The sequence below is a fragment of the Streptomyces dioscori genome (genome assembly GCF_003024195.1).
GTDB classification, from domain to species: Bacteria; Actinomycetota; Actinomycetes; order Streptomycetales; family Streptomycetaceae; genus Streptomyces; species Streptomyces dioscori.
Window position 1 is genome coordinate 57,236 of record NZ_KZ679047.1, and the last position, 22,121, is coordinate 79,356.

At 70.4% G+C, this 22,121-nt stretch carries 19 protein-coding genes; 10 read left to right on the top strand and 9 right to left on the bottom strand.

Going from position 1 to position 22,121, the window contains the following annotated elements:
* The first annotated feature begins 185 nt into the window (after positions 1-185).
* From C6Y14_RS24580 to C6Y14_RS24595, 4 genes are read left to right on the top strand one after another with little or no spacing between them, the layout of a single operon-like run.
* Positions 186-920 (top strand): sugar isomerase domain-containing protein, encoded by a 735-nt coding sequence (locus C6Y14_RS24580; RefSeq protein ID WP_107018990.1) that lies wholly within the window; start codon positions 186-188, stop codon positions 918-920.
* A gap of 38 nt (positions 921-958) precedes the next feature.
* Positions 959-2,305, top strand: a complete 1,347-nt coding sequence (locus C6Y14_RS24585) for an ABC transporter substrate-binding protein (RefSeq protein WP_107018991.1) — start codon at positions 959-961, stop codon at positions 2,303-2,305.
* Positions 2,295-3,188: a carbohydrate ABC transporter permease gene (locus C6Y14_RS24590; RefSeq protein ID WP_107018992.1), complete on the top strand. Its 894-nt coding sequence runs from the start codon at positions 2,295-2,297 to the stop codon at positions 3,186-3,188. Before C6Y14_RS24585 ends, C6Y14_RS24590 begins: the two co-directional genes overlap by 11 nt.
* Positions 3,185-4,012, top strand: coding sequence for a carbohydrate ABC transporter permease (locus tag C6Y14_RS24595; protein ID WP_107018993.1), 828 nt, complete (start codon positions 3,185-3,187; stop codon positions 4,010-4,012). The genes C6Y14_RS24590 and C6Y14_RS24595 overlap by 4 nt, the downstream gene beginning before the upstream one ends.
* Before the next feature lie 12 nt (positions 4,013-4,024).
* On the opposite strand, the gene C6Y14_RS24600 is transcribed toward C6Y14_RS24595, so the two are convergent.
* Together C6Y14_RS24600 and C6Y14_RS24605 are read right to left on the bottom strand one after the other, a co-directional pair.
* The gene (locus C6Y14_RS24600; protein WP_107018994.1) at positions 4,025-4,222 is read right to left on the bottom strand and encodes a hypothetical protein; all 198 of its coding nucleotides are present in this window, start codon (positions 4,220-4,222) and stop codon (positions 4,025-4,027) included.
* Positions 4,223-4,302: 80 nt separating this feature from the next.
* On the bottom strand, positions 4,303-5,472 hold the full coding sequence (locus tag C6Y14_RS24605) for an ROK family transcriptional regulator (protein ID WP_107018995.1): 1,170 nt from the start codon (positions 5,470-5,472) through the stop codon (positions 4,303-4,305).
* A 173-nt stretch (positions 5,473-5,645) separates the two neighbouring features.
* Between C6Y14_RS24605 and C6Y14_RS24610 the strand changes: the two genes are divergently transcribed.
* The 4 genes from C6Y14_RS24610 (at position 5,646) to C6Y14_RS24625 (ending at position 10,192) form a co-directional block, all read left to right on the top strand.
* Positions 5,646-6,617, top strand: coding sequence for a carbohydrate ABC transporter permease (locus tag C6Y14_RS24610; RefSeq protein ID WP_107018996.1), 972 nt, complete (start codon positions 5,646-5,648; stop codon positions 6,615-6,617).
* Positions 6,618-6,634: 17 nt separating this feature from the next.
* The gene (locus C6Y14_RS24615) at positions 6,635-7,555 is read left to right on the top strand and encodes a carbohydrate ABC transporter permease (protein WP_107018997.1); all 921 of its coding nucleotides are present in this window, start codon (positions 6,635-6,637) and stop codon (positions 7,553-7,555) included.
* A 16-nt stretch (positions 7,556-7,571) separates the two neighbouring features.
* Positions 7,572-8,915, top strand: a complete 1,344-nt coding sequence (locus C6Y14_RS24620) for an ABC transporter substrate-binding protein (RefSeq protein WP_199854854.1) — start codon at positions 7,572-7,574, stop codon at positions 8,913-8,915.
* Positions 8,916-8,989: 74 nt separating this feature from the next.
* The gene (locus C6Y14_RS24625; protein ID WP_107018998.1) at positions 8,990-10,192 is read left to right on the top strand and encodes a Gfo/Idh/MocA family protein; all 1,203 of its coding nucleotides are present in this window, start codon (positions 8,990-8,992) and stop codon (positions 10,190-10,192) included.
* Between the two features lie 48 nt (positions 10,193-10,240).
* Here the strand turns inward: C6Y14_RS24625 and C6Y14_RS24630 are convergent, their stop codons facing one another.
* On the bottom strand, positions 10,241-10,936 hold the full coding sequence (locus C6Y14_RS24630) for a L,D-transpeptidase family protein (RefSeq protein ID WP_107018999.1): 696 nt from the start codon (positions 10,934-10,936) through the stop codon (positions 10,241-10,243).
* A gap of 223 nt (positions 10,937-11,159) precedes the next feature.
* On the opposite strand from C6Y14_RS24630, the gene C6Y14_RS24635 reads away from it, so the two are divergent.
* Both C6Y14_RS24635 and C6Y14_RS24640 read left to right on the top strand, forming a co-directional pair.
* Positions 11,160-12,560 carry a pyridoxal phosphate-dependent decarboxylase family protein gene (locus tag C6Y14_RS24635; RefSeq protein WP_107019000.1) on the top strand — a complete coding sequence of 467 codons (1,401 nt, stop codon included), beginning with the start codon at positions 11,160-11,162 and terminating at the stop codon, positions 12,558-12,560.
* A 102-nt stretch (positions 12,561-12,662) separates the two neighbouring features.
* Positions 12,663-13,628 (top strand): hypothetical protein, encoded by a 966-nt coding sequence (locus C6Y14_RS24640; RefSeq protein ID WP_107019001.1) that lies wholly within the window; start codon positions 12,663-12,665, stop codon positions 13,626-13,628.
* 2 nt (positions 13,629-13,630) lie between these two features.
* Here the strand turns inward: C6Y14_RS24640 and C6Y14_RS24645 are convergent, their stop codons facing one another.
* The 6 genes from C6Y14_RS24645 to C6Y14_RS24670 form a co-directional block, all read right to left on the bottom strand.
* Positions 13,631-14,311 (bottom strand): TetR/AcrR family transcriptional regulator, encoded by a 681-nt coding sequence (locus C6Y14_RS24645; RefSeq protein ID WP_107019002.1) that lies wholly within the window; start codon positions 14,309-14,311, stop codon positions 13,631-13,633.
* On the bottom strand, positions 14,278-16,293 hold the full coding sequence (locus C6Y14_RS24650; RefSeq protein ID WP_107019003.1) for a CocE/NonD family hydrolase: 2,016 nt from the start codon (positions 16,291-16,293) through the stop codon (positions 14,278-14,280). The genes C6Y14_RS24645 and C6Y14_RS24650 overlap by 34 nt, the downstream gene beginning before the upstream one ends.
* Positions 16,294-16,522: 229 nt before the next feature.
* The gene (locus tag C6Y14_RS45715; RefSeq protein ID WP_318658064.1) at positions 16,523-18,466 is read right to left on the bottom strand and encodes an ABC transporter ATP-binding protein; all 1,944 of its coding nucleotides are present in this window, start codon (positions 18,464-18,466) and stop codon (positions 16,523-16,525) included.
* Positions 18,466-19,365: an ABC transporter permease gene (locus C6Y14_RS24660; protein ID WP_107019005.1), complete on the bottom strand. Its 900-nt coding sequence runs from the start codon at positions 19,363-19,365 to the stop codon at positions 18,466-18,468. Before C6Y14_RS24660 ends, C6Y14_RS45715 begins: the two co-directional genes overlap by 1 nt.
* The gene (locus tag C6Y14_RS24665; protein WP_107019006.1) at positions 19,362-20,318 is read right to left on the bottom strand and encodes an ABC transporter permease; all 957 of its coding nucleotides are present in this window, start codon (positions 20,316-20,318) and stop codon (positions 19,362-19,364) included. Before C6Y14_RS24665 ends, C6Y14_RS24660 begins: the two co-directional genes overlap by 4 nt.
* A 2-nt stretch (positions 20,319-20,320) precedes the next feature.
* Positions 20,321-21,904: an ABC transporter substrate-binding protein gene (locus C6Y14_RS24670; protein WP_107019007.1), complete on the bottom strand. Its 1,584-nt coding sequence runs from the start codon at positions 21,902-21,904 to the stop codon at positions 20,321-20,323.
* Positions 21,905-22,121: the final 217 nt, after the last annotated feature.

A 22,121-nucleotide genomic window follows, 5' to 3' on the forward strand; every position in this document is an offset into this window, starting at 1 on the left:
CCACTCCTGTGAGTCGTGGTACGTACCACAGAACTCTCGAAGCTAGCCGTGCCACTCGGGGCGGTCAAGGAAGTCGACCGGAAAGAGGGCCGGTTGGTCGCAGGGCTGGGCATCAACCTGCCCCTCTGGTACGGTCCACAGCCACATCAGCGGCTCCGTTCGACACCTCAGGTGGCCTCGACACGATGAACGCCGATCTCGTCTACTTCGCCGCTCTGCAGGAGAAGCTCACCGCGATGGCCACCGCCGAGCGGCCCGCGATCGAGCGTGCCGCCCGGGCCGTCGCGGACAGCATCGCGGCCGGAGGTGTCGTCCACTACTTCGGCAGCGGCCACTCCCAACTCGTGGCCGTCGAACCGCTGCAGCGCGCCGGCGGACTCGCGCCGGTCAACGTCATCGCCGACCCGGCGCTGTCCCCCGTCGCCCCGCGCCACGCCGGCGCGGCCGAACGCGTCAGCGGCTACGCGGCAGCCGTCCTCCGTACGGCTGACATCAGGGCGGGTGAAGTGGTGATCGTGGTCTCCAACTCGGGGATCAACGCCGTGCCCGTCGAATTCGCCCTTGGTGCCCGGGAGTTGGGTGCGACCGTCGTCGCCGTCACCAGCCGGGCGCACTCCCTGGCCGCCGAGTCACGGCACATCGGCGGCCGGCGGCTGCTCGACGTCGCCGACATCGTCATCGACACCCACGGCAACCCGGGTGACACGGTGGTGCCGCTGGGCGGTCCGGCCGTGGGAGCCCTGTCGACCGTGCTGGGGGCGGCCCTCGTCAACGCGCTGACCTGCCGGGCGGCCGAACTGCTCGTCGAACACCACGGGCAGGCACCGCCGTTGATCGTCAGCCAGAACACCGACGGCGACGCCCAGCGGCGCAACGACGAACTGCTGGAGCGGTACAGGGACCGCTGCCCGCGAGACTGACGTACCGATCCGACCGACGAGGCCACGCAAGGAGGCCGATGATGGACAGCACACACCGGGTGCGCCGCCGCATCGCCGCGACGGTCTGCGCCGTCGCCCTCGTGATCCCGCTCGCGGCGTGCGACGCGCTCACCCCGGGCAGCGCGACGGCGGTGCCGGGCCCGACCAGCGTGCCGTCGTCGACCGCCGTGCCGGGCGGGGACGTCACGTTGCATCTGCAGTTCGCCGACGCCCCGTTGATGGTCGACGCGCTGATCGCCGCGTTCGAGAAGGACCACCCGGACATCGACGTGGAGCCGCAGTACAAGACGTTCTCGGACTACGTGCAGAACCTGAAGCTGACCATGACCTCCGACACCGCTCCCGACATCGCGCAGTACGCGGTCGGCATGACGGACCTCGCGGCGGACGGCCACATCCTCGATCTGGCGCCCTACCGGGAGGCGTACGGCTGGGACAAGGCGATTCCCCCGGTCAGTCTCGACCAGCTCACGGCCGGGCAGACCAGCGAGGCGACCGGCGGGCGTGCCCTCTTCGGGGTCCCGGCCGGACTGTCCATGACCGGCATCTACTACAACAAGGAACTCGCCGCGAAGGCCGGGATGGACGCTCCCCCGAAGACGCTGGAGGAGTTCGAGAAGCAGCTCGCCGCGGCCAAGGACGCGGACCTCACCCCGCTCGGGGTCGGCGCGCTCGACTCCGGAGGACTGCATCTGTGGGCCGCCCTGCTCAACCAGCTGATGCCCACGGACGAGTACTGGGACTGGGTCAACGGCCAGAAGGGCGCCACGATAGAGAATCCGGCCGCGGTCGAGGCCAGCGAGGACATGATCGACTGGGGTCGCAAGGGCTACTACAACGAGTCCGCGAACGGCACCGCGCAGGTCGACTCGACCGCCCAGTTCACCAAGGGCGACAGCGTCTTCCTGATCAACGGCAACTGGGCGGCCGGGCAGCTCGCCACCGTCATGGGGGACAACGTCGGGTTCTTCCCGATGCCCGGCGTACAGCCCGGTTCCCCCACGGTGGCCTCGGGGTTCAGCGTGTCGTACGCCGTGTCGGCCAAGACCGAACACCCCGAGGCGGCGGGCGCGTTCCTCGACTTCCTGACCTCTCCCGAGGCGGGCCAGATCATCAGCGACAACGGCTTCATGCCGCCCAACCCCGACGCCGTGAAGAAGCCGACGGGTGTGCTCGCGGACATCGCGGAGGGGCACCGGCGGGCCGTCGCCGACGACGGCATCACGACCTTCCCCGACTTCGCCGCGCCCGCGATGCTCGACCGGCTGCGCTCCGGTGTCCAGAAGCTCATCTCGGACCGCGTGACGCCTGCCGACTACCTCGACTCTCTTCAGGACGAGTGGGAGGACCATCATGGGGAGTAGGCCGCCCGTCCGCAGCCGGGAGGCACGCAGGCGGTGGCGCGGGTACGTGTACGTGCTGCCCGCGTTCGCCTTCTACGTCGCCTTCGCGGTGCTGCCCGCCCTGCACACGGCGTATCTGTCGCTGTTCGAGTGGGACGGGGTCACGCTCGGCGAATGGGTCGGGCTCGGCAACTACGCGGAGATCTTCCAGGACCCGATCCTGCGCCGCACGGTGTTCAACGCCCTGGTGCTGGTGGTGTTCTTCTCCCTCGTGCCGATCGTGCTCGGCCTGCTGTCGGCGGGCCTGCTGGCCCGGTACCGGCGGCCCGGCATGGGCGCGTACCGCTTCCTGTTCATGCTGCCGCAGGTCGTGCCGCTCGTCGCGGTCGGCGTGACCTGGCGGTGGCTGTACGGGGACGACGGCGTGGTCAACCAGGCGCTGCGCGCGGTGGGCCTGGACGGTGTGGCGCGGGCGTGGCTGGGCGACTTCGACTTCGCGCTCATCGCCGTGGGGCTCGTCGGCACCTGGGTGCTGAGCGGGCTGTGCATGATGCTCTTCCTCAGCGGTGTGCAGAAGGTGGACCCCAGCCTGTACGAGGCGGCCCGGATCGACGGGGCGGGCCCGGTCCGGGAGTTCGTGTCCGTGACGCTGCCGCATCTGCGCGGTGAACTGGCCGTCGCCATGACCGTGACGACGGTGGCCGCGCTGGCCAGCTTCGACATCGTGTACGTGACGACGAACGGCGGTCCCGGCGAGCAGACGACGGTTCCCGGTCTCCTTGTGTACCGGCTGGCGTTCTCGGAGGGCAAGGTGGGGCTCGCCGCCGCCCTGGCCGTCGTCCTGGGCGTCCTGATACTCGCGATCGTCTACCTCATCAACCGACTGTCGAGGGATCGGACATGAACACCGTCGCGCGCTCGGAACGCTGGTCCGGCTATGCGCTGCTGACCGTCATGGCGATCGTCGTCGTGATCCCGTTCCTCAGTGTCTTCCTCGCCTCGCTCCAGCCCGCGGGCACGCCGGTGGTGGGGCTGACCTGGCCGGAGCGGTGGAGCTGGGACAACTACGAGACGGCGTGGTCGGTGGCCGGGTTCTCCGACCTCATCCGGCACAGTCTGATCATCGCCGTCGGTGTCGTACCGGCCTGTCTGGTCCTCTCCGCACTGGCCGGGTACGCGCTGGGCACGATGAAGCTCCCCGGGGGCAACGCGATGGCGGCGTTCTTCATCGCCGGCCTCACGATCCCGGTCGAACTGATCGTGGTGCCCCTCTACTTCGACCTGCGCAACCTCGGGCTGACCAACTCGTACCTGGGTGTGATCCTGGTGGAGATCGCGCTGTTCATGCCGTTCAGCGTGTTCTGGATGCGTACGCATTTCCTGTCGACGCCCATGTCACTGGTGGAGGCGGCGCGGATGGACGGGGCCTCGTCGGCGACGATCCTGGTACGGATCCTGCTGCCGCTGGCCCGGCCGTCCCTGATGACGCTCGGGCTGCTGGTCTTCATGTGGTCGTGGAACCAGTTCCTGCTGGTGCTGGTCCTCATCCAGGACACCACGAAGCACACGGCGCCCGCGGGTCTCGGGTTCTTCGTCGGTCAGAACAGCACGGACATCCCCACCTTGGCGGCGGGGACGATCATCGTGATGCTGCCGATCCTGATCCTCTTCGTCGTCTTCCAGCGCAGCTTCATCGCGGGACTGCTGCAGGGGGCGATGAAGGGCTGACAGGACCGTCGGTCAGGCCACCTGCGCGTCGGGCCGGGGGGCTGCCGCCGCCCATTCCAGAACCAGTCGTTGGTAGTCCCGCCGCTGCTCACCGCTCAGTGTTCCGCCGGCCCGGAGCCACAGGGCCCGGATCTCTTCGTTGACCTCGGCGGCTGATCTTTGCGTGGCTCCCGGCGCACGACGGTGAGTGGTGGACATAGCGTGAATCATACGGGGCTGAGCGTGAAGACCATGTGAGTAGAGACTGTGATCCTTACCGCCTTCCGGCGGCTGTGACAAGGGCCACGGCGTCAAGTTCCCGTACCTGAGCCCAGGACCAGCGTCTGGATGGCCAGTACGGCGCCGCCGCGCGCCCAGTCGTGGAAGTCGGACACCTTGGTCTCCAGGTTGACCGGGTCGGCCTGCGGATGGCGGTTGGCCAGGACCGCCTGCTCGACCACCGGACCGGCCACGTCGACCAGGCCCACCCCCTCACCGGCGAGGAGGATCTTCTGCGGCATCGCGAAGTTGGCGATCTGCGCGACGAGGGTGCCCAGGGCGCGCGCCGCCTCGTCGACGACCCGGGCGGCCAGGGGTTCGCCCCCGGCGGCCAGTGCGAGGACCTCGTCGTACGTGACGTCGCGGCCGGTGGCGGCCCGCACCTGGTAGCGGATACTCGGGATGGTCAGCAGGGAGATGGCGCTGCCGCGCTCGCCCTCGGGGGTGAGCGGGCCGTTCGGGTTCACCATCCAGAAGCGGCCGACCCCGCGTCCGTCCTCGGCGGTCACCACCCGCTTGCCGCCGCTGACCAGGCCGTAGCCGAGGCCCGCGCCGATGGTGAGGACCGCGAACCGGTCGAGGCCGCGGCCCGCGCCGAACCAGCTCTCGGCCTCGACGAGCGCGTTCACGTCGTTCTCGACGACCACCGGCAGTCCGGTGCGCTCCTCCAGGAGCCGCGCGAGCGGGACGTCGTGCCAGCCGAGGAAGGCCGACTCGTCGACGACGGAGCGGTCCGAGGCGCGCCCGCCCAGTCCGATGCCGATCCCGGCGAGGCCGGGGAACTCCCTGGCGAACTCATCGGTGACCGCCCGCAGCACGTCCACCACGTGCTGCGGGTCGTGGCCGGTCAGGGGCAGGTCGTGGCGGGCGACGATGTCGCTCCTGAGGGTCGTGACGACCCCGTAGACCATGTCTTCGGTGATCTTGAAGCCGATGAAGGTGCGGGACTCGGCGACGATGTCGAGGGGCTGGGAGGGCCGGCCCTGGCGCACCTCGGTGTCGGGGAGCGTGCTGCCCTCGGGGACCTCGACCAGCAGGCCCGACTCGATGAGCGGCTTGGTGAGCCGGGTCAGGCTGCCCGCGGACAGGTCGAGCCGGCGGGCGATGTCGCTGCGCGACAGGGGGCCGCGGGTGAGGACCTCGATCGCCACGGAGCGTTCACCGGGACTGAGCGGCAGCCAGCTGGCGGCGCGTGCGGTCATGACCGACCCCCTCGTCGTTTCTTTCGGTGCAGAAGTAATCATGCCACCATCGGCCACGTAAGCCCATCGGATCCTGGAAGAAAAAGTTATGCGCAGACCTCTTGACGGCTGGATTCTTTCGGCCCAAAAGTAAGTGGGGCCCGAGGACGAGCCGCAGACGAGGGAGTCTCCCGATGACCGTCGCCTCAAGCAGCCCACCGTCGCGTCTGTCACCGCGCGGCGTCGAGGGGACAGCTCCGCAGCCGAGGAGCGGCAGGAAGCGAGAACGTGACGGCGGTGGCCGCGGTGACGGGGCCCTGGCGGCACTGTTCATCGCGCCGGCCATGCTCGGTTTCCTGGTCTTCCTGTTCTGGCCGACCCTGCGCGGCATCTATCTGAGCTTCACCCGCTTCAATCTGCTGACCCCGGCCGAGTGGGTCGGCCTCGACAACTACCGGCGCATGGTCAAGGACCCCATCTTCTGGGACTCGCTGAAGGTCACCGTCGAGTACGTGTTCATCAACATCGGCATCCAGACGGTCTCCGCGCTGGCCATCGCCGTCCTCCTGCAGCGCCTCACCCAGTCCGCGGTGCTGCGCGGGGTCGTGCTCACGCCGTACCTGATGTCGAACGTCGTCGCGGGCATCGTCTGGCTGTGGATGCTCGACACCCAGCTCGGCATCGGCAACGAGATCATCGCGGGCCTGGGCTTCGACCGCATCCCGTTCCTGGCGGACGAGACATGGGCGATCCCGACGATCGCGCTGATCAACGTGTGGCGGCACGTCGGCTACACCGCGCTGCTGCTCTTTGCCGGACTGCAGGCCATCCCGAACGACATGTACGAGGCCGCGAAGGTCGACGGCGCGAGCGAGTGGCGGATGTTCTGGCGCATCACCATGCCGCTGCTGCGACCGGTGCTGGCGGTGGTGCTGATCATGACCGTGATCGGCTCGTTCCAGGTCTTCGACACGGTGGCGGTGACGACCAACGGCGGTCCCGCGAACGCCACCAACGTGCTCCAGTTCTACATCTACGGCTCGGCGTTCGGCCGCTTCCAGTTCGGCTACGCCTCGGCGATGTCCGTGGCGCTCCTGGTCGTGCTCAGCGCGATCACCATCCTCCAGTACCGGCTCACCCGGGCCGGTCAGACCGACCTCGGCTGACGAAGGGAGCGACCGACATGACCGCCGTGACGGCAACGACGACGAAGGTACGGCCACAGCGCCGAAGGCTCTCTCCCGGGAAGGTCCTGGCCTGGACGGTGATGGCCGCGATGGTCCTCATCACCCTGCTGCCGTTCTACTGGATCCTGCGCACCGCGCTGTCCTCGAACACGGCGCTCGCGGCCCACCCCGGTGACGTGCTGCCCGTGGACCCGACGACCGGTGGTTTCGAGCGGGCGCTGGGCCTGCAGTCCACCGAGGAGGCGATCGCCCAGGGCGGTTCGGGCGGCGGGCTGAAGTTCTGGCGCTATCTGCTCAACTCGGTGATCGTGTCCACCCTGATCACCGTCTGCCAGATCCTCTTCTCCGCCATGGCCGCGTACGCCTTCGCCCGGCTGCGGTGGCGCGGCCGGGACAAGGTGTTCGGGCTGTTCCTGGCCGGGCTGATGGTGCCCACCATCTTCACGCTGCTGCCGAACTTCGTCCTCATCAAACAACTCGGCCTGGTGGACAGCCTGCTGGGCATCTCCCTGCCGACGATGTTCATGACCCCGTTCGCGGTGTTCTTCATGCGGCAGTTCTTCATGAACGTGCCCCGGGAGGTGGAGGAGGCGGCACTGCTCGACGGGGCCGGGAAGATCCGGATCTTCTTCCGCGTCATGCTGCCGATGGCGTCCTCGCCCGTCCTCACCCTGGGCGTGCTGACGTACATCACCTCCTGGAACGACTACTTCTGGCCGCTGATGGTCTCCTACAGCGACAGTTCGCGGGTGCTCACCGTCGCCCTGGCCATCTTCCGGGCGCAGACACCGCAGACCGGTTACGACTGGTCCGGTCTGATGGCGGCGACGCTCATCGCCGCTCTCCCGATGCTCGTGCTCTTCGGCTTCTTCGCGCGCCGCATCGTCAGCACCATCAGCTTCACCGGCATCAAGTAAGGGGACGGGCATGCGAATGCGTACGCGTACGGCCGTGGCACTGACCGGGGCACTCGCGCTGTCCCTGATGACGGGCTGCGCACAGGGCGGAGCCGCCGGGGCAGGCTCGGACACGGTGACGTACTGGCTGTGGGACTCCAACCAGCTGCCCGCCTACCAGGCCTGCGCCAAGGACTTCGAGAAGCGGAACCCGGGCCTGGACGTGAAGATCACACAGATGGGCTGGGCCGACTACTGGACCAAGCTCACCGCGAGCTTCATCGCGGGCACCGAGCCGGACGTGTTCACCGACCACATCCAGAAGTTCGGGCAGTTCGCCGACCTGAACGTGCTCGAACCGCTGGACGACCTGGGCATCGACGAGTCCGCCTACCAGCCGGGGCTCGCCGCCAACTGGACCGGCCGGAACGGTCACCGTTACGGCGCCCCGAAGGACTGGGACACCGTCGCCCTCTTCTACAACAAGAAGCTGACCGAGAAGGCCGGGCTGGCCGCCGAGGAGATGGGCGGCCTCGCCTGGAACCCCGAGGACGGCGGCACCTTCGAGAAGGCCATCGCGCATCTGACCGTCGACAGGAACGGCAAGCGCGGCGACGAGGAGGGCTTCGACAAGAACAACGTGAAGGTGTACGGACTCGCCACCGGCGGCGCCGGCGACAGCGACGGGCAGACCACCTGGAGCCCGTTCGCCGCCTCGGCGGGCTGGAAGTACACGGACAAGGTGCGCTGGGGCACCGAGTACCAGTACGACAGCAAGACCTTCCAGGAGGTGGTCGACTGGTACTTCGGCCTCGCGGAGAAGGGGTACCTCGCCCCGTTCACCGACTACACCGACGGCGCCAACCCGCCCAACGCCCAGGTCGCCTCCGGCAGGGCGGCGACCGCCTTCGACGGCGCCTGGATGATCTCCACGTACTACGGCACCAAGGGACTCGACGTCGGCACGGCCGTCACCCCGGCCGGTCCGACCGGCAAGCGGGCCACCATGATGAACGGCCTCGCCGACTCCATCACCAAGAACGCCCACAACAAGGCGGGCGCGAAGAAGTGGGTGCGCTACCTGGCCTCCGACGAGTGCCAGAAGACCGTCGGCGGCTACGGCATCGTCTTCCCCGCGACCCCGGGCGGTACCGCGGCGGCCGTGGCCGCGTACAAGAAGAAGGACATCGACGTGTCCGCGTTCACCGGGCCGGTCGCGGACAAGAAGGACTTCACCACGTTCTCCTTCCCCGTCACCGACTACGCGGCGGACGTGTACGCCCTGATGCGCCCCGCGATGCAGGACGTCTTCGCCAACAACGCCCCGGTGAAGGGCCTGACCAAGACCAACGACCAGATCAACTTCATCCTCGGCCAGTGACCCGGACAGAGACACGGCCGCCGGATCAATCAGTGACCCGGACAGTGACACGGACAGTGAAAGGCACACACTCCATGACGTTCTCCCTCGGCATCGTCGGCGCCGGCCAGTTCTCCGGCCAGTTCGCGAAGCTGTTCCTCGCCCACCCGGGTGTCGGCGACGTGTACGTCACCGATCTGCTGCCGGAGCGCGCCGAGCAGCTGGCCGCCGCCGAAGGGCTGGCGGGCACCTTCCCCTCGTACCAGGCGATGCTGGAGTCGGAGGCGGTGGACGCCGTCGCGATCTTCACCCAGCGCTGGACCCACGGCCCGCTGGTGATCCAGGGCCTGAACGCGGGCAAGCACGTCTACTCGGCGGTGCCGATGGCGATCACCCAGGAGGAGATCGCCTCGATCATCGACACGGTACGGGCCACCGGGCTCACCTACATGATGGGTGAGACCAGCCAGTACAACCCGGCGACCGTCCATGCCCGCAACCAGATCGCGGACGGCTCCTTCGGCCGGCTCTTCTACGCCGAGGGCGACTACGTGCACGACATGGACCTCGGGTTCTACGAGGCCTACCAGTACAGCGGCGGCGAGAACTGGAAGGCGACCGCCAGCTATCCCCCGCTGCTGTACCCCACGCACTCGGTGGGCGGGGTCCTCGGGGCGTGGCAGACGCACGCGGTGAGCGTGTCCGCGATCGGGGTCAGGGACGACCGCGGGGACGGGGTCTTCGACGAGGAGATCAGCCAGTTCGGCAACGACTTCTCGAACGCCACCGCGCTGTTCGAGGTCGCGGGCGGCGGCTCGTTCCGCACCAACGAGTTCCGGCGGGTGGGCTATCCCTCGCACATCCGGGAGTCCCGTTTCCGGTTCTTCGGGACGGACGCCAGCATGGAGCAGCTCGCCACGGTGGCCTTCTGGCAGGACAAGAAGGGGGTCAAGGACATCAGCGAGCTCCTGGAGCCCAAGCCCACCATGTCCCCCGACGACCCCTCGCTGCAGCACATCGCGCCGGAGCTGCGGGCCGCCTTCACCTCCGGGTCGGCTCCGGTGCACGACCGGTCGCGGCTGCCGAAGGAGTTCGAGAACCTGCACAACGGCCACGAGGGCAGCCACCACTTCCTGGTGGACGACTTCGTGACCGCCGTCAACACCCGGACCCTGCCGTCGGTCAACGCGTGGGTGGCCGCCCGCTACACCCTGCCGGGCATCGTCGCGCACGAGTCGGCGCGGCAGGGCGGGGCCCGCCTTGAGATCCCGGACTTCGGGGACGCGCCTCAGGCGTGACGTTTCCGTACGGTCCGGCCGTTCCCGGGAACGGCCGGACCGGGCCGGTCAGGTGCCCGGCTTGCGGCCGTACACGTAGACGTCGTCGTTCTTCTTCAGGAGCGACCAGTACTTCTTGGCGGTCGTCTTCGTCATGTTGACGCAGCCGTGCGAGCCGGGCGGGTTCCACATGCTCACGCCGACCGAGTGGAAGGCCTGGCCGCCGTCGAAGAACTGGCTGTAGGGCATGGGCACGTCGTAGATCGACGAGACGTGGTCGATGTGCCGCCAGTAGATCTTCGTCAGGCCGGTACGGGTCTCGTAGCCGTTGCGGCCCGTGCGCACCGGCACCGGTCCGTACACGAGGGTCTTGCCGTCCTGGATCCAGCTGAGCTGGAGCGTCAGGTTCACACAGGCGATCCGGCCCTTGTTGACCGGGCATTTGCCGTCTTTGTTGGGGTTCGTCCCGACGGCCTTCTGCTTGTTCATCAGGTTCATCACGCCCCAGGTGACGGAGCCCGCGTAGCCGATGTTCGGGGTGATGCCGTGCTTGGTCTGGAAGGCCTTGATCGCCTTGCAGTCGGCGGTGGACTGCTTGCCGTCGACCGGCCGGCCGAGGAACTTCTCGACCTGCTTCTGATACGGGCCGCTCGACGTGGTGCAACTCGCCGCCTGCGCGGGCGCCGCGCCCAGTGCGACGGTCAGCGGCACCACCATCCCGGTGATCCCCAGTGCGACGGCTGTCCGTCTGCGAATGTCCCCCATGACCAGGCCTTTCCTCTTCGGTTCTGCTTCGATCCGGTCGATCTCTGCCAGCTAGACACGCACCGGGGGAGATCGGTTGTGGTGGCGGACCGGCTGGAACGAAACGGTGACATGATCTTGAACCGGGTCATTCGGTACGGCAGCGGTTCCCGAGGTGGCGACAGGGCCAGTTCTCCGCGATTGGCCCCTGCTCGCCCCTCGGCCTCCCGCCTACGCTGCCGCCATGCATCCCGTACTCGCCGACGATCTCTCCCGGCTCCCCGAACTTCTCCAGTCCGCCCGTGACTTCGCCGCCCGCGAGGTGGCGGAGATCGAGGCACGGCCCGTGGTCCAGCGGGACAAGGCGCCGGATCCGCGGCCCCTTCCGACCGAGGGTGCGGGTGCGCAGGGCGCCCTCAGCCGGTTCGCCGCATCGTGGGCGCCCGGCTTCGCCGCCACCGCGGGACCCCGCTATCTCGGTTTCGTGACCGGCGGCGCGACCCCGGCCGCGGTCACCGGGGACTGGCTGACCAGCGCCTACGACCAGAACGCCGCCGGCGGGGACGGTTCCTCGGCGGCGGCTCTGGAACGGGAGACGCTGGGCTGGCTGCGGGAGCTGTTCGGGCTCGGCGAGGCGCACAGCGGCGCCTTCGTGACCGGCGCGACCATGTCGAACACCGTCGGTCTCGCCCTGGCGCGCGAGTGGCTGGGCGACCGCAGGGGAATCCGCGTGTCCGAGGCGGGCGCCGCCGCGCTCGGCCCGGTCGACGTGCTCTCCGGCAGCCCGCACTCCAGCATCCCCAAGGCCCTGTCCGTCGTGGGCATCGGCCGCGACCGGCTGCGTACGGTGCCGGTGCTGCCCAGCGGCCGGGAGGCGGTCGACGTGGCACGGCTGGCCGAGGCACTCGAAGCGCTGGACGGACGCCCTGCCGTGGTCGTGGCCAACGCGGGCACGGTGAACACGGTCGACTTCGACGATCTGCGGGCGATCGCGGCACTCAAGGAACGGTACGACTTCTGGCTGCACGTGGACGCCGCCTTCGGCGGGTTCGCCGCGCTGTCCCCCGAGCACGCGCACCTGACCGACGGCATCGACGCCGCCGACTCGGTCTGCGTGGATCTGCACAAGTGGCTCAACGTCCCGTACGACGCGGCCGTGCAGTTCACCCGTCACCGGGAGCTGCAGGTGCGGGTCTTCCACAACGCGTCGCCGTACCTCGGACTGCCCACGGGGGAGCCCGACTTCGTGCATCTCACGCCCGAGAACTCGCGTCGGCTGCGCGCGCTTCCGGCCTGGTTCTCGCTCGCCGCGTACGGCCGCGAGGGGCATCGCGAGATCGTCGAGCGGAACGTGGCCGAGGCCCGGCGGCTCGGCGAGGGGATCGCCCGCGTGCCGGGCCTGCGCCTGCTCGCGCCGGTGCGGCTGAACGTCGTCTGCTTCACCCTCGCCGGGTCCGCCACCGAGGAGCGGGTGCACGCGCTGGGCCGGGCGGTCGCCGAGTCCGGCGAGGCGTTCCTGACACCGACCTTCCTGGACGGGACCCATGCGCTGCGGGCCGCGTTCAGCAACTGGCGGACGTCCGGGGCCGACACGGACCGGGTGCTCGCGGCCGTGACGCGGGCGGCCGGGGAATCGGAGGCCTGAACAGCCGGTCCCGGCAGGTGCCGGACGCCTCAGCTCTTCCGCCTTGCGGCCCGCTGTGCTTGTCTGGGGGCCGTTTTCGGTGGCTGGGGCGGGAGTTGCCGTATGAGCAGGCCGTGGATCGGCGGAGTGCTGGCGGGACTACTGCTGCTCACCGCGTGCGGGGATCCCTCGTCGGAGCCCGGGACCGCGTCCACGCCCTCGTCCCCGAGAACGGCCTCGACCACGCATCAGCGCCCGGCCGCCACACCCGGGGCGAGCGCAGGAGCCGACACCGGTGGAGCCGACACCGGTGGAGCGGACACCGATGGAGCCGGCTCTGAAGGAGCTCCCGCCGAGCGCCCCACCGTCCTCTACCTCGGTGACTCCCTCGCCATGGAGAACCAGAAGGTCCTCGGCGGACTCCTGCGGGACGAGGCCGGGGCGCGCTACACCAGCGCCCCCTACTCCGGCACCACTCTGTGCGACTACCTGGAAGGCACCGGCGAGGACTCCCTCGTACCGCCGAAGGACAAGGCCGCCGCCCTGGTGCGCCGGCTGCGGCCGGACTTCGTGGTGCTCCAGTTCTGGGGCAACGCCTGGGGTTACACGCCCTGCATGGACGGCATCACGTACGACAAGAAGCGGGCCGAGTACTTCGCGCGCTACAGCGCCGACGCCGGGCGGCTGACGGACCAGATCGAGGGCGCCGCGGGCGGAGCGAAGGTCGTCTGGGTGCTGCAGGGGCCGGACCCGATGACGCCCGACCGCGTCCGCCGCGTCAACGCGGTCTACGAGAAGCAGGCCGCCGCCTCCGGGGACCTGCTTGCGGACGCCGGCAAAGCGGTGAGCGCACCCTCCGCCCGCTACACGTGGACGCAGTACCTGCCGTGCACCGCGTACGAACGCGAGCACGGGCCGTACTGCACGCAACCGGGCAGTGACCGCACCGCCCTGCACCGCGACGACGACTACCTGCACTTCTGCCTGGCACCCACCACGTCGACGCCCAAGCCCTGCCCGGTCCGCTCCCCCGGCATCCTGCGCATCACCCGGGCGATCACCGGTGCCGTGCTCTCGGCGGCGGACTGAAGTCATCGTCCGCCGGTCCCCAGCTCCGTCTCCACCAGCCGGTACATGTGCCGGCGCGCGTCCTCCGTGCTCAGCGGCGGCGCCTGGCGCAGCCGCTGCAGGGCCAGGCCGTCGGAGAGGGCGGCGAAACGGACGGTGAACCCGGCCGGGTCGGCGCAGACGAACTCGCCGTCGGCTACGCCCCGTTCGACCAGCGCGCGGATCTGGCCGTGCCAGTCCTCGTACCGCTTGGCCTGACCGCCCGCGAAGGCCTGTTCGGGGTCCTGGTCACGGTCGCCCGCGCTCCAGTAGTCGAACCACATCCGCCAGTGCCGGTCGGTGTCCTCGGTGAACAGCGCGTCGATCAGCAGCCGCAGTGCCTCGGCACCGCCGGACGCCTCCTCGGCGGCCTCGTTCAGGGCCGCGTAGTAGCGCTCGATGTTCAGCACCATGGCCTCGGAGAGGATCTCCTGGACCGAGCCGAAGTGGTAGGTGACCGTGCCCACCGACACCCCGGCCGCGGCGGCGACGTCCCGTACGCCCACGGACGCGTAGCCGCGCTCGGCGATGAGCGGCACGGCCGCCTCCACGATGAGCCGGCGGCGGACCTCGGTGGGCTGGCGCGTGCGGTCGGCCGCGGCAACCGCACGGCGGGGCGTCTTCGCGGCCTTCACGCGGACGTCCTCGGGGTGGTGCGGTGCCATGCGCGCTTGACCACTGTCTCTCCGTCCGACCGTGCTTCCATCCGGCTGTCCATGATGAACTCCGTGGCCGTGGCCCGCAGCTCCGTACGCGTGATGATCTCAGCGTCCCAGTCGTCGCCGCGCCGCAGCCGGATCGTCCACTCGGAGACCGCCCGCGCGGACAAGGGGTCGTCGGAGCGGATCCGGTACGTCTCGCGGGCACTCTCCTCGTACCGCAGTCCGTCGGGGTAGACCCGTGAGCCGCCGTAGTTGGGGTCGACCTCCAGCGTCCACTCCCCCTCGGCCACGTCATGCGTGACCAGCCGCTCCGGCCCCGGGTCGGCGGCCCGCTCGTGCTCGACGGCCAGCGGCACGGCCTGCTCGGGCTCCTCGAAACGGATCGGCGCGCGGCCCGCGTCGGACGCGGGATCCCGTACGGGGAGGAGTACGGCGCTCTCGGCGGGCAGCACGGTCAGCTCACCGCGTTCGCCGTGCGGCCACACCCAGGGCCAGTAGGTGTCGGAGACGGCGACCCTGACGCGATGCCCCGGCGGAAAGGCGTACCCCACACCGTTCAGCTCGAACTCCACCGTCTCGTACGTCCCCGGGGTCCACTCCACGGCCCGGTCGCGCCCGTGCCTGCTGAGCAGGTTGAGGACACCGCGGGTGACGAGCGTGGACGAGCCGTCGGGGGCCACGTCACAGATCCGGGCGATGACATGGGCGCGGGGCGCGGCACTGTCGAGGCGGAGCCGGACGCGGGGTCGGCCGAGAATCTCCACCCTCTCCACCAACGGCTCGGAGTCGAAGCACACCGAACGGCCGTCCTCCTCCCGCTGGTCGGGCGGCAGATCGCTCGCGTTGCCGAACGGGAAGAACCGGCCGGCGTCGAGACCGGTGTGCTGGGGTGAGCGCACGAGGACGGGGGTGGCTGCCCGGCTGAGGGGCCGCTCGTCCCAACTGATCGCCGGGGACGGCCAGTTCTGCTCACCGACCCACCTGCCCGGCAGCACGTCGTACGAAGTGGACGGCGGAACCGGGTCGTTCAGCCAGGCGCGCAGCAGTGGCTCACGCATGATGCCCGTGTCCTCGCCCTTCAGGTGCTGGTCCCACCAGCGCAGCGTCTCCTGGAGGAAGCCGATCGCGGGGCCGGGCGGCAGGCCGCGGTCCGGGTACTGGTGCGACCAGGGTCCGACGAGTCCGCGTACACGGTCGTCGGGCAGGTGCTCCACGAGGCGCAGCACGGTGTCCCGGTACGGGTCGTTCCAGCCGCCGACGGCGAGGACCGCCGCGCCGATCGCCGCATAGTCCTCGCAGACGCTGCCGTGCCGCCAGTAGTCGTCGCGCCGCTGGTGGGCCAGCCAGGTGTGCAGGAAGGGTTCGAGGGCTTCGAGGCGCTCGCGCCACATCGGCAGCCAGCGGTCCGCGCCCACGCTCGTGGGGTCCGGCGGGCGGGAGGCGAACGCGAGCATCGTGCCCGCCCAGGCGAGCATGTCCACGCCGAGGACTGCGCCGCCCATGTAGTGCACGTCGTTGTCGTAGCGGTCGTCCGTCGAGCAGACGGTGACGATCGCCTTCAGCGGTTCGGGGGCGAGGGCGGCGACCTGGAGGGCGTTGAAGCCGCCCCAGGAGATGCCGAACATACCGACCTTGCCGGTGCACCAGGGCTGCTGCGCCAGCCAGTTGACCACGTCCACGCCGTCCGCGAGTTCCTGGGCGTCGTACTCGTCGCCGGGGGTGCCCTCGCTGTCGCCGTGGCCGCGGATGTCGACACGGACGGAGGCGTAGCCGTGGCCCGCGTACCAGGGGTGGCGTTGGGCGTCCCTGGGGGCCGTCCAGTCGGTCTTGCGGTAGGGGAGGTATTCGAGGAGGGCGGGGACGGGGGCCGTTTCGGCGTCCGTGGGGCGCCAGATGCGGGCGTGCAGGTGGGTGTGCGTGTCGCGGGTGGGGATCCAGACGTCCTCGACGGTGACCTGCCGGTCGAAGTGCTCGCGGTAGTGCAACGTGGCTCCTTGCGTAGGTGGGTGGGGGTGGGGGTGAGTGTTTTCGCCCCCGCCGCCCCTACCCGTTCCCGTCCACGACTCGGGGGCGCTGCCCCCGAACCCCCGCTCCTCAAACGCCGGAGGGGCTATCTCCCAGCCCGTCCGGCGTTTGAGGACAAAGGGAGGCGAGGGGGCGCAGCCCCCGTGCGTGGACGGGAACGGGTAGGGGCGGCGGGGCGAAAAGGGTCCCTCACCCCACCGCCCGCCACCGCCGCACACGGTGCCCCTCGGACCGCCCTGCCTCGTCGGCCCACAGGTCACCGGCCGTCGCCGCATCCACCCACTCCACCACCGGCCCCACAACGAACCGCGCCTCCGGATCCGGCTCAAGCACGGCCGCCATCAGCTGCCGCGTGTACGGATGCCCGGGCAAGGAGAAGACCGAGTCCGTCGGCCCCTCCTCCACCACGACCCCCCGCCACAGCACGACCACCCGATCCGCGATGCCCCGTACGACGGCCAGGTCGTGGCTGATGAACAGGCACGCCAGCTCCCGTTCCCTCCGCAGATCGTCGAGCAGGCGCAGCACGTCGGCCTGCACGGACACGTCCAGCGCGGTCGTGATCTCGTCCGCGACGAGAACGTCCGGTTCACCCGCCAGCGCCCGCGCGATCCCGATCCGCTGCCGCTGCCCGCCGGAGAGCTGCGCGGGCAGCCGTTCGGCGAGGGCGGGGTCGAGGCGCACGTCGGAGATGAGCTGCCGGGCCCGTGTCGCGGTCTCCGCTCGCGAGTCCGTCGTGCCGAAGAACCGCAGGGGCCGCCGCACCGCGTCCCCGACGGTCCGGCGCGGGTTGAGGGAGGTGTCGGCGTTCTGGAAGACGAGCTGCACCCGCCGCCGCAACGCCGCGGGCCGCTTCCCCGCGGGCCGGCCGAGATCACCGGACCCGGAGCCAGAGCCGGGGCCGCGGCCGGAATCGGCCCCGGGGCCGGAACCGGGGCCGGAACCGGAACCGGAGCCGGAACCGGAACCGGAGCCGGGGCCGGGGCCGCGGCCGGACCCGGACCCGGGGCCAGAACCGGACCCGGAGCCGGACCCGGACCCGGACCCGGAGCCGGAATTGGACCCGGAGCCGGAATTGGACCCGGAGCCGTGCGTCATCGTGCCGCCGGACGGCGTCCGCAGACCCGCCAGCGCCCACGCCAGTGTGGACTTCCCACTCCCCGACTCCCCCACCAGCGCGAGGACTTCCCCCCGCCGGACGTCGAAGGAGACGCCGTCCACGGCACGACTCGACCCGTAGTCGATCGTGACGTCCCTGGCGGCGACGGCGACGGGAGCGTCCTCGGGGATCACCGCCCGGGGCCGCACCTCCCGCTCGCCTCCCTCACCCACCCGCGCGAGCCCCTCGTCGTCGAGGCGCGGGACACTCGCCAGCAGGCGTCTGGTGTACGGGTCCTGCGGCATCGCGAAGAGCCGGCCCGTCGGGGCCGTCTCCACGATCCGGCCGGAGCGCAGCACCACCACCTCGTCGGCCATGTGCGCGACGACGCCGAGGTCGTGGCTCACCAGGACGGCGGACAGGCCGAGTTCGTCGCGCAGTGTGCCGATCAGGTCGAGGACACCGCGCTGGGTGACGACGTCGAGTCCGGTCGTCGGTTCGTCGAGGACGAGGACCTTGGGGCGGGCGGCGACGGCCATGGCGATGGCGACGCGCTGCTGCTGGCCGCCGGAGAGCTCGTGCGGGTAGCGGCGGGCGAGTTCGGCTGGGCGGGGCAGCCTGACCTGTTCGAGGAGGTCCACGACGGGTACGTCACCGCCGGCCTCCGCGATCTGGCGTCCGATGCGCATGGAGGGGGTCAGGGCGTGGCCCGCGTTCTGCGCGACCATGGCGACCGTGCCGCCCCGCAGCCGCCTCAACTCCCGTGCGGGCAGGGCGAACACGTCGGCGCCGTCGACCCGTACCGAGCCGCTTGTCACCCGCGAGCCGTGCCTCAGGTGCCCGAGCAGCGTGGCCGCGACGGTCGACTTGCCGCTGCCCGACTCGCCGACCAGGGCGAGGGTCCGGCCCGGCAGCACCTCCAGGGACACCTCGCTCACCACGGGGACGTCTCGGCCGCCCGAACGGTAGGCCACGGAGAGTGAGTTCACGGACACCAGCGATGTCACCGAAGCGACGGCGGCGGCGGCGGTCATCAGGACCCCTCCCTGATCCGGTCGACGCCCCATGCCTTGGAGAGGCCGTCGGCCGCGAGGTTGAGCCCGACCACGAGTGTGGCCAGGGCGATGATCGGTGCGAGGCTCGCCATCGGGACGACGGTGATGGCGGTGCGGTTCTCGGCCACCATCAGGCCCCAGTCGGGGGTGGGCGGGTCGGCGCCGAAGCCGAGGAAGGACAGCGACGAGATCAGCAGGACGACCCAGGAGGCCCGCATGGCGAACTCGACGCACACCACGTCTGTGATGTTCGGCAGGATCTCGCGGCGCAGGATCGCCCAGGTGCTCTCGCCCCGGGCCCTTGCGGCGGTCACGTAGTCGGCGGGTGCGACCGCGAGGGCGGCGCCCCGGACGACGCGTACGACCTGGGGCACGTACACGACGGCGATGGCGAGGACGATGACGGAGGGGCCCGTGCCCAGTGCGGTGACGACGACCAGCAGGGCGAGCACCGACGGGATGGAGAGCACCGCGTCGAGCACCCGGCCCAGCACGTCGTCGAACCAGCCGCCCCGCAGCGCCGCGGCGCAGCCGACGACCGTGCCGACGAGGAGGGTGACGAGGGTCGCGGCGACGGAGACACCGATCGCGTACCGGCCGCCGTACAGGACGCGGGCCAGGACGTCACGACCGTACTGGTCCGTGCCCGCCCAGTGGCTCCCGCTGGGGCCGAGCAGCGCCTGGTCGGCGTTGTTGGCGATCGGGTCGTACGAGGTGAGGACCGGTGCGAGCAGGGCGATCAGGACGTGGACGGCGACGATCGCGAGGCCGATGGCCGCCGCCCGTGAGGAGCGCACGGTGCGCCAGGCGCGGGCCGCAGCCGAGGGTGGTGCGGCGGGGGCCGCCGGCGCGTCCGCCGGGGTGTCGAGGGTGGTCATCGGGTCCTCCCGCGCGTACGGAGCTTGGGGTTGAGGGCCATGGCGCCGAGGTCGGCGGCCAGGTTGCAGACGACGTACACGACCGCGCTGATCAGGGCGATGGCCTGGATGACGGGCAGGTCCCGGTTCTGGACGGAGGAGAGCATCAGCTTTCCGATTCCGGGGTAGTTGAAGACGTTCTCGACGACGGCGACTCCGCCCGCGAGCCAGGCGACGTTCAGGGCGATGACGTGCAGGGTCGGCAGCAGGGCGCTCGGCAGTGCGTGCCGGGTGACGACCCGCCAGGTCGACAGGCCCTTGAGGCGGGCCGTGGTGACGTACTCGCTCGCCATGACGTCGATGACCGAGGTGCGGGCCATCCGGACGATGTAGGCGGCCATGACGATCGCGAGGGCGAGGGCGGGCAGCCAGACGGCGGGCATGAGCCGGCCGACACTCGCCTCGGGGCCGTACAGGACGACCGCGGGGAACCAGGGGAGGGCGACCGAGAAGCACAGGACCAGCACGGTGGCGACGACGAACTCGGGGACGCTCATCCCGATCAGGCTGACCGTGGAGATGAGGTGGTCCGGCCAGCGGTCGCGGTAGAGGCCGGCGAGGATGCCGAGGACGATCGAGCCGGTGACGGCGAACAGGACGGTCACCAGGGCGATGAGCGCGGAGTTGCTGAGGTACATGCCGACTTCGCCGCCGACCGTCTTGCCGGAGACGAGGGAGGACCCGAAGTCGCCGTGCAGGGCGCCGCCGATCCAGTCGGCGTACCGCTCCCAGGCGGGCTGGTCGAGTGCGAGTTTCTCGCGCAGGGCGGCGACCGCGTCGGGGGTGGCGTCCTTGCCGAGGACCTGGGTGGCCACGTCGCCTGGCAGGGCCTGGACGGCGAGGAAGACGAGGACGGAGGAGAGGACGAGGGTGCCGAGGGCGGCGAGGACGCGGCGGGCGATGAACGAGAGCATGGTCAGGCTCCCTTCAGGCCGATGCCGAGGTAGTCGAACTCGAAGCCGTGCTCGGCGTATCCGCGTACCTTCCGCGAGATGCCGACGAGCCGGTCGGCGAACATCGGGGTCATCGCCCCGCCCTTCTCGACGACGAAGGTCTGTGCCTCGCCGTACAGTTCGCGGCGCCGCTCGTCGTCGGTCTCCTGCCGGGCCCGGTCGAGCAGCGCGTCGAACGCCTTGTCCGACCAGGCGGTCTCGTTGTAGGAGGAACCGCCGCGGAAGACCTGCGTGAACAGCTGGTCGACGGGTCTGCCGGTGTACCAGTAGGTGGCCATGAGCGGCTTCTTCATCCAGATCTGCGTGTAGTACGAGTCCGCCGAAGCCGTCTTCACCCGTACGCGGATCCCGGCCCGCCTGGCCGAGTCCTGGTAGGCGAGCGCCATGGGCGTGAAGACCGGGTCGTAGGAGGACGTGTAGAGGTCGACCGTCAGGCCCTCGTGGCCCGCCTTCTTCAGCAGGTGGCGGGCCTGTTCCGGGTCGTGCTCCGGGTGGGCGCCGAGGTGGCCGGGGTCGCTCGGCGGTACGGGGTTGTCCCAGCCGGGCGTGCCCGCGCCCTGGAGGGCGACCTTCACCACGTGCTCGGGGTCGTAGGCCAGTTTCATCGCCTGCCGGACCCGTACGTCGGTGAAGGGCTTCTCCGTGGTGAGCATCGGCAGCACGTACCACTGGGCGTTCTCGACGCGGGCGATCGTCGCGCGGTCGGACGCGGCGACGACGCGGGCGGTCGCGAAGTCCAGGTTGGTCTGCGAGAGGAGGTCGACCTGGCCCGCGAGGAGGGCGTTCGAGCGGGCCGACATGTCGGCGACGGAGTAGAAGTCGATGGCGTCCAGGACCGGGCGGCCCGCCCAGTGGTCCGTCAACGCGGTGATCCGGCCGGGCCCCGCGGGTGCGAAGGACTCCAGCTTGAAGGGGCCCGTGCCGATGCCGGTGCGGCCGATACCGCGGGCGCTGCCGTCGGGGATGACGTAACAGTTGTAGTGCGTGAGCAGGCTCGGGAACTCCGCGTTGGGGGTCTTCAGCGGTACCACGAGCGTGTGGGCGTCGGGGGTTCGCAGCTTCGCCGGGTCGATGAGCGGGGCGAGGACGGCGGCCTGCGGCGACGCCGTCGCCTTGTCGAGGATGTGGCGCAGGGTGTACGCGGCGTCGGCGGAGGTGAGTGCACGGCCGTCGTGGAAGGTGACGCCCTTGCGGAGGCGGAAGGTCCAGGTGCGGGCCTTGGCGTCCGGCTCCCAGGACTCGGCGAGGTCGGGTGCGAGGTCGCCGTCCGCGCCGATGCGGACCAGCCGGTTGTAGAGGGCGCCGAGGTATTCGTACGCCGACAGGGCGCTCGCCGGGTCCAGGGTCTCGGCCTCGGAGGCGGGCGGCCTGGCGATGCGGAGGGTTCCGCCGCGGTCGGGGGTGCCCGCCTTCGCGCCTTTGGGCAGAGCGGGGGCGGCCGAGGCGCCCGTGCAGCCGGTGAGCAGCCAGGACGCACCGAGCGACGCGCTGCCCGCGGCTGCCGCGGCAAGGACGGAACGCCGTCCGGGGCGATGGATGTCGGGCATGGGCCGACCGTCCCTCTCGCTATGCGTTCGCTATTCGTTCAGCGGAACGATTGAGTGAAGTGCGTGAACGATAACCAGCCGGCCGTGGTCCGCCAACCCTCGGAACGCGGAAATTTACGTCGGAAACCGAGCCGTTACGTGGCCGACGGCGGCCGGACGCGGCCCGGGGAAACCGGCCGCGGCCAAGGACAGGTGATCGCGGGGCGGCGGGTGTAGG